Here is a 5,633-nt window from a genome sequence, read left to right on the forward strand (position 1 = left end):
AACCAACTGAGCTAATTGCCCCCATGGTCGGATTTTTTAATATAATCCGGACCGGGCAGGATATCAAGCCGCAGGATACGGGTTTTCCCGTTTTTTCAGCGGCTGTAGCGCGGGGTGCGCGCCGCTGTCAACACGAAGACCGGTCCGGAACCCGCCTTCAACAGCGCGTTGGCCGCCGCCGTCAGCGTCGCGCCCGTCGTGAAGATGTCATCCACCAGCAGAATCTGTTTCCCGGCAATCCGCTCCGGATGGCGCACCGCAAAGGCTCCGGCAGGATTCCGGTGCCGCTCCGTCCGGTTCAGGCTGGATTGCCGCCGGCCGCGTTTCACCCGTTTGAGCGCGTCGGCGAATGGAATGCCGAGATTCTTCGCCGTCACGGCGGCGAAAAGCCCCGCCTGATTGTAGGAACGAAGAAAGAGCCGCGTGTAGTGCAGCGGAACCGGGACCACCAGATCCGCGTGAAAGTTCTCCTCCCGCATGACTTCGGCGGCCAGTTCCCCCAGCGGACGGGCCAGCTCCGGGAAGTTGTGAAACTTGAAGTCGTGCAAAACCTTTCGGGCCAAGTCGCGGTATTCGAACACCGAAGCCGCGCCGACCCACGGCCGGGCGGGCGCCGCCAGGCATTTCGAACAGACGGCGAGCACTCCATCCAGTTCGCCGCCGCATCCACGGCAGTGCGGAGCGGGAATCCGATGCAGCTCCTTCCGGCACTCCGGGCAGAACCGGTTGACCCCTTCGCCTTCGCCGACCTTGCAGATCGGGCAGGGGAAGAGGTTGAACCACGCCGCAAATTTCCGGAACCATTCCACCATGTCGGAGTTTCCTGTCTTTTCGGGAAAATCCATCTTCTCAACGGCTCCCGCATTTCTCGTCAGTATCTCTGCCGGGAGGCTTCCGGGAGTTGCGGCAGATAATTTTCCCAGTGGCGGATGCTCCGCAGATCCCAGCGACCCAGTACCACTTCCACCAGATCGAACCGCGCCCGCAGTGCCGGCATCCGGAGCATCTTCCAGTAGAATTTTCCGGCCCGGAAGTTCCGCCGCCGCTGGCGGGGCGAAAGATTGTCCAGCGGCCGGAAGAAGCCGGTGCGCCGCAAGGTCTTCACTTCGACGAAAACCAGCATTGCTCCGTCGCGCGCGACAATGTCCAGTTCGCCCGCCTTGATCCGCCAGTTCCGCGCCAGAATATCGTACCCTTTCGTCTTCAGCAGACGGCAGGCGAGCGCCTCTCCGCGCCGCCCCAGCTTCAAATGTGCCGCGCGCGCGAGTTTCATCTCCGCGGTTCCACCTCCAGCAGACGCGCCAGAAGTTCCGTCTCCCCCGCGTAGGTGAGTTTCAGATTTTCCGCTTCGTTGTGCACCATGGCGACCGGAAACCCCGCCGCTTCCATCACGCCGGCATCATCGGTGAATTCCCGGTCGCCCGCGCGGCGGTACGCCTCCTCCAGCGCCGCCCGCCGGAACACCTGCGGCGTCTCCACCCGCCAGAGGCCGCTGCGGCTCACCGTTTCACAGATGAGTCCTGTCGCATCGGTCCGTTTGAGAGTGTCGGTCACCGGTTTGCCCGGAATCGCGCCGCCGGTGGTCCGCGCCGATTCCACCAGCCTTTCCAGCAGGGCGAGGGTTGCCAGCGGACGCGCCGCGTCGTGAATGGCCGCAATCGTCACTCCGTCCGGCAGGGCGGCAAGACCGTTCTTCACCGATTCGCTCCGGATTGCGCCGCCTTCCGCCCAGATGAGACGTTGACCCGGCAGAAAACGATCGGCCGCGGCGCGGAAGAGCTCCCGCTCCGCGCGGGGAACGACGACGACGATCCGCCCTGCGAGTTCCGGCAGAAAACGGCGCACGGTGTGGAGAAAGAGCGGCATACCGGCGAGTTCGATCAGCAGTTTGTTGCCGCCGCCGAACCGGCGGGCGGAACCGCCGGCCACGATCACCATTCCTGTATCATCGAGCATGGCTTGGAACCTTCCGTATCTTACCCCGTCACCAGCGCCCGGAGGCGCCGCCGCCTCCCCCGCGACCGCCGCCGCCGGAGAATCCGCCTCCCCCGCCGAAGCCCCCGCCGAAGCCTCCTCCGAAACCACCACCGAAGCCCCCGCCGAAGCCGCCGGTGTGACCGCCGCGCCCGAAGCGGGATACAATGAGAAGGATCAGAATGATGAAAACGGCGACCGGCAGGAACGAATCGGATCTCCCCGTTCTGCGGCGGGAAGCGCGGGCCGGAGCTTTCGGTTGATTTTCCGGCGCCTTGCCGGTGACGAAGCGCTGCACCTCCCCCACGGCGAAGAGGACGCCGTCGGTGTAGCGGTTTTCGCGGAAGAAGGGAGCGAGGCCGCGGATGATGTCCCCGGCGCGGGCGTCGTTGATGTCGCCCTCCCAGCCGTAGCCGATTTCAAGACGCATTTCGTGGTCGCGCAGCGCGATGATGAGGATGGCGCCGTCATCTTTGTCTTTGCGGCCGATCTTCCACTGATCCATGACGCGGATGCCGTACTCTTCGATGGGGGTGCCGTCGAGCGTGTCGATTGTGAGCACCGCCATCTGCCCGCCGCCGGTGGCGGTCTCCAGAGCGCGGATGGCCGCATCGATTCTGGCCGCGCCGTCCGAGCCGAAAATGTTCGCCCGATCGACCACCCGGCCGGTCAGGCGGGGCACTGCCGGTTCTGCGGCGGAGAGGCCGAAGAGCACGCCGAGCAGTAGAAATAAAAACAGACGTTTCATGAGAGCGCCCCTCGCCCGGTCAGAAGTTCACCGCAGGCGGCGTTGCGGCGGCGGCGCTTCCGGCGGGCGGCTGAAAGTACTCCGCCGGCTTGAATCCGAGCCCGGGCACAAAGAGCGAACCGGGGAACTTGCGGATGGAGGCGTTGAATTCCCGCACAACCTGATTGTAGCGGGTGCGGGCGACGCTGATCCGGTTTTCGGTGCCGGCCAGTTCATCCTGAAGGCGCAGGAAGTTTTCGCTCGCCTTGAGGTTCGGGTAATTCTCCGCGATGGCGAGCAGGCGCCCGAGGACCCCTTCGAGCTGGGAACCGGCCTCCGCCTTGGCGGCGGGACCCTTTGCCGCGAGAAGACGGCTGCGCGCGGCGGCGATTTCGGAGAAGATCTTCTCCTCGTGTTTCGCGTAGCCTTTGACGGTGTTCACGAGGTTCGGAATGAGGTCGGTGCGGCGCTGGAGCTGGGTTTCGATCTGGCTCCAGTTTTCGCGCACCTGTTCGTCGCGTTCGATCAGGCCGTTGCGGATTGAAATCGCGGCGATGACGGAGATGACGATGACGGCGGCGATGACACCGAAGGTGATCCAGAGAGCTTTCATTCGTATGGGTTCCTTATCTTGCATTCAAACTATGTTACAAAATACTTCCTGTCGAGTTTTTTTTCAATTCACAAGCCGGCAGGGCGGATTGATTTTTTCAAAAAGAGCACTATCTTTATCTCATTGAGCGGAACAATATTGTTCCGGAGAGCGAACGACCAAAGAGGAGGTGTTATCATGTCTGAAATCAGAGAGGTCTACGCCAGAGAGATTCTGGACTCCCGCGGCAACCCCACCGTCGAGGTGGAGGTCGAGCTGGAATCCGGTGCGGCCGGGACGGCGGCAGTTCCGTCGGGGGCGTCCACCGGCGAAAACGAGGCGCTTGAACTGCGCGACGGCGACAAGAAGCGTTACGGAGGCAAGGGCGTGCTCAAGGCGGTCGAGAACGTCAACGAGAAGATCTTCCCCGAAATCGAGGGGATGGAAGCGCTCGACCAGATCGGCATCGACCAGGCGATGATCGAACTCGACGGCACGCCGACCAAGGAGAAGCTCGGCGCGAATGCGATTCTCGGCGTTTCGCTGGCGGCGGCGCATGCGGCGGCGGCGGAGCTGGATCTGCCGCTCTTCCGCTACATCGGCGGAGTCAACGGCAAAGTGCTTCCGGTGCCGATGATGAACATCATCAACGGCGGTTCGCACTCCGACGCGCCGATCGCCTTTCAGGAGTTCATGATCCGCCCGGTCGGTGCGGACTCCTTCCGCGAGGGGCTCCGGATGGGGGCGGAAACCTTCCACGCGCTCAAAAAGATCCTCAAGGACAAGGGGCTCTCCACCGCGGTGGGTGATGAGGGCGGTTTCGCGCCCACCTTCAAGGGCGGGACCGAGGAGGCGCTCGATTCGATCATCAAGGCGATCGACCTGGCCGGTTACAAGCCGGGCAAGGATATCATGATCGGGCTGGACTGCGCCTCGAGCGAATTCTATAAGAAAGGCATTTACGACTATACGAAATTCGAGGGGGATTCCGCACCGAAGCGGGATGCCGCCGCGCAGGTGGAGTACCTCGAAAAGCTGATCCGGCTCTATCCGATCGATTCGATCGAAGACGGCATGGCCGAATCCGACTGGGACGGCTGGCGCCTGCTGACCGAGAAGATCGGCGACCGCTGTCAGCTGGTCGGCGACGATCTCTTCGTCACCAACGTCAAATATCTGGCGAAGGGGATCGAACTCGGCGCGGCCAACTCCATTCTGATCAAGGTCAATCAGATCGGCACGCTGACCGAGACGCTGGATGCGATCGAGATGGCGCACCGGGCCGGTTACACCGCCGTGGTCAGCCACCGTTCCGGCGAAACCGAGGATACCACGATCGCGGACATCGCCGTGGCGACCAACGCCGGGCAGATCAAAACCGGTTCGCTGTCGCGTACCGACCGGATCTGCAAATACAACCAGCTGCTGCGCATCGAAGAGATGCTCGGTGATCTCGCCTGCTACGGAAACTGAAACGCCGTTTCCGGTCTCTAAATAACGGGAGCCGGTTCTCCGTCACGGAGAGCCGGCTCTTTTCTCTTTCGCCGTCTTTCGAGTTGAAAAATCTGTTAATCCTCTCCTCTGCAACAAATTGCAGAAGTGACGGAAGAGGAATTCTCTTCTCCGTTATTTCTCCGTCACTTTGCCGTCACTCTGCCGGGGCGTTCTGCCGCCCAGCGCGATGGCGAGAAGGAGAAAGAAAGCCAGACAGTAGGGGTAACAGAGGAATTTCAACACCTCGAAGGCGGAGACCGTCGCGGCGCCTCCGGCCAGACCGACCGCGGCGAGCACCTGCGCTCCGTAGGGAAGGATTCCCTGAACGATGCAGCTGGCGCTGTCTAGAATGCTGGCCGACCGCTCCGGGGCGACGCCGTAACGGCGGGAAATGTCGCGGGCGATCGGGCCGGCGATGACGATGGCGACGGTGTTGTTGGCGGTGAAGAGGTTGACGGCGGAGACCAGGAGCGCGATGCCGTATTCGGCGCCGCGGCGGCCGTGGATGCCGCGTTCGATGATGCGGAGCATGTATTCGATGCCGCCGTTGTAGCGGATCACTTTGAGCAGGCCGCCGGCGAGCAGGGCGACGATCAGCGTTTCGGACATGCTGAGCGCGCCTTTTCCGGCGGCGTCCAGGAACTGCCAGAAGTCGAAGCTGCCGCAGCCGAGGCCGACGATTCCGGCGAAGAGGGTGCCGAAGGCGAGCAGCGCCATCACGTTGACGCCGAAGAGTGCCAGGATCAGCACCGAGAGATAGGGCAGCACGCGGAGAACGGTGCTGAAATGGATCGCGGCGGGTGCAGGAGCCGCGCCGCCCGGGCTGAGCAGGAAGAAGACGATGAG

7 protein-coding genes are annotated in these 5,633 nt (G+C 62.8%); 1 reads left to right on the forward strand and 6 read right to left on the reverse strand.

Translation table 11 applies throughout. From position 1 onward, the window contains the following. Positions 1 to 95 precede the first annotated feature (95 nt). From ACMLHG_RS08655 to ACMLHG_RS08675, 5 genes are read right to left on the reverse strand one after another with little or no spacing between them, the layout of a single operon-like run. Complete coding sequence (locus tag ACMLHG_RS08655; RefSeq protein WP_294437512.1) at positions 96 to 812, reverse strand: ComF family protein; 717 nt, start codon at positions 810 to 812, stop codon at positions 96 to 98. 59 nt (positions 813 to 871) lie between these two features. Continuing rightward, positions 872 to 1,273 (reverse strand): YraN family protein, encoded by a 402-nt coding sequence (locus ACMLHG_RS08660; protein WP_294437515.1) that lies wholly within the window; start codon positions 1,271 to 1,273, stop codon positions 872 to 874. Beyond that, positions 1,270 to 1,956 (reverse strand): 2-C-methyl-D-erythritol 4-phosphate cytidylyltransferase, encoded by a 687-nt coding sequence (ispD, locus tag ACMLHG_RS08665; RefSeq protein WP_294437516.1) that lies wholly within the window; start codon positions 1,954 to 1,956, stop codon positions 1,270 to 1,272. The genes ACMLHG_RS08660 and ispD overlap by 4 nt, the downstream gene beginning before the upstream one ends. 28 nt (positions 1,957 to 1,984) lie before the next feature. Beyond that, positions 1,985 to 2,722 carry a TPM domain-containing protein gene (locus ACMLHG_RS08670; RefSeq protein ID WP_295812776.1) on the reverse strand — a complete coding sequence of 246 codons (738 nt, stop codon included), beginning with the start codon at positions 2,720 to 2,722 and terminating at the stop codon, positions 1,985 to 1,987. Positions 2,723 to 2,741: 19 nt separating this feature from the next. Then, entirely contained in the window at positions 2,742 to 3,314 is a 573-nt protein-coding gene (locus tag ACMLHG_RS08675; protein WP_417170238.1) for a LemA family protein, read from the reverse strand. A gap of 177 nt (positions 3,315 to 3,491) precedes the next feature. Here ACMLHG_RS08675 and eno point away from each other — a divergent pair, with 177 nt between their 5' ends. Next, complete coding sequence (gene eno / locus ACMLHG_RS08680; RefSeq protein WP_417170239.1) at positions 3,492 to 4,766, forward strand: phosphopyruvate hydratase; 1,275 nt, start codon at positions 3,492 to 3,494, stop codon at positions 4,764 to 4,766. A gap of 153 nt (positions 4,767 to 4,919) precedes the next feature. Here eno and ACMLHG_RS08685 read toward each other — a convergent pair. Then, positions 4,920 to 5,633, reverse strand: a 714-nt coding sequence (locus tag ACMLHG_RS08685; protein ID WP_417170240.1) for a Na+/H+ antiporter NhaC family protein, incomplete at its 5' end; no start/stop codon positions are given.

This window comes from Victivallis sp., from assembly GCF_048170485.1.
Taxonomy (GTDB): domain Bacteria; phylum Verrucomicrobiota; class Lentisphaeria; order Victivallales; family Victivallaceae; genus Victivallis.

Bases quoted from the DNA above. Each gene is read 5' to 3' on its own strand.
- eno (WP_417170239.1), top strand. From the start codon at position 3,492: ATGTCTGAAATCAGAGAGGTCTACGCCAGAGAGATTCTGGACTCCCGC.
- ispD (WP_294437516.1), bottom strand. From the start codon at position 1,956: ATGCTCGATGATACAGGAATGGTGATCGTGGCCGGCGGTTCCGCCCGC.
- ACMLHG_RS08670 (WP_295812776.1), bottom strand. From the start codon at position 2,722: ATGAAACGTCTGTTTTTATTTCTACTGCTCGGCGTGCTCTTCGGCCTC.
- ACMLHG_RS08675 (WP_417170238.1), bottom strand. From the start codon at position 3,314: ATGAAAGCTCTCTGGATCACCTTCGGTGTCATCGCCGCCGTCATCGTC.
- ACMLHG_RS08660 (WP_294437515.1), bottom strand. From the start codon at position 1,273: ATGAAACTCGCGCGCGCGGCACATTTGAAGCTGGGGCGGCGCGGAGAG.
- ACMLHG_RS08655 (WP_294437512.1), bottom strand. From the start codon at position 812: ATGGTGGAATGGTTCCGGAAATTTGCGGCGTGGTTCAACCTCTTCCCC.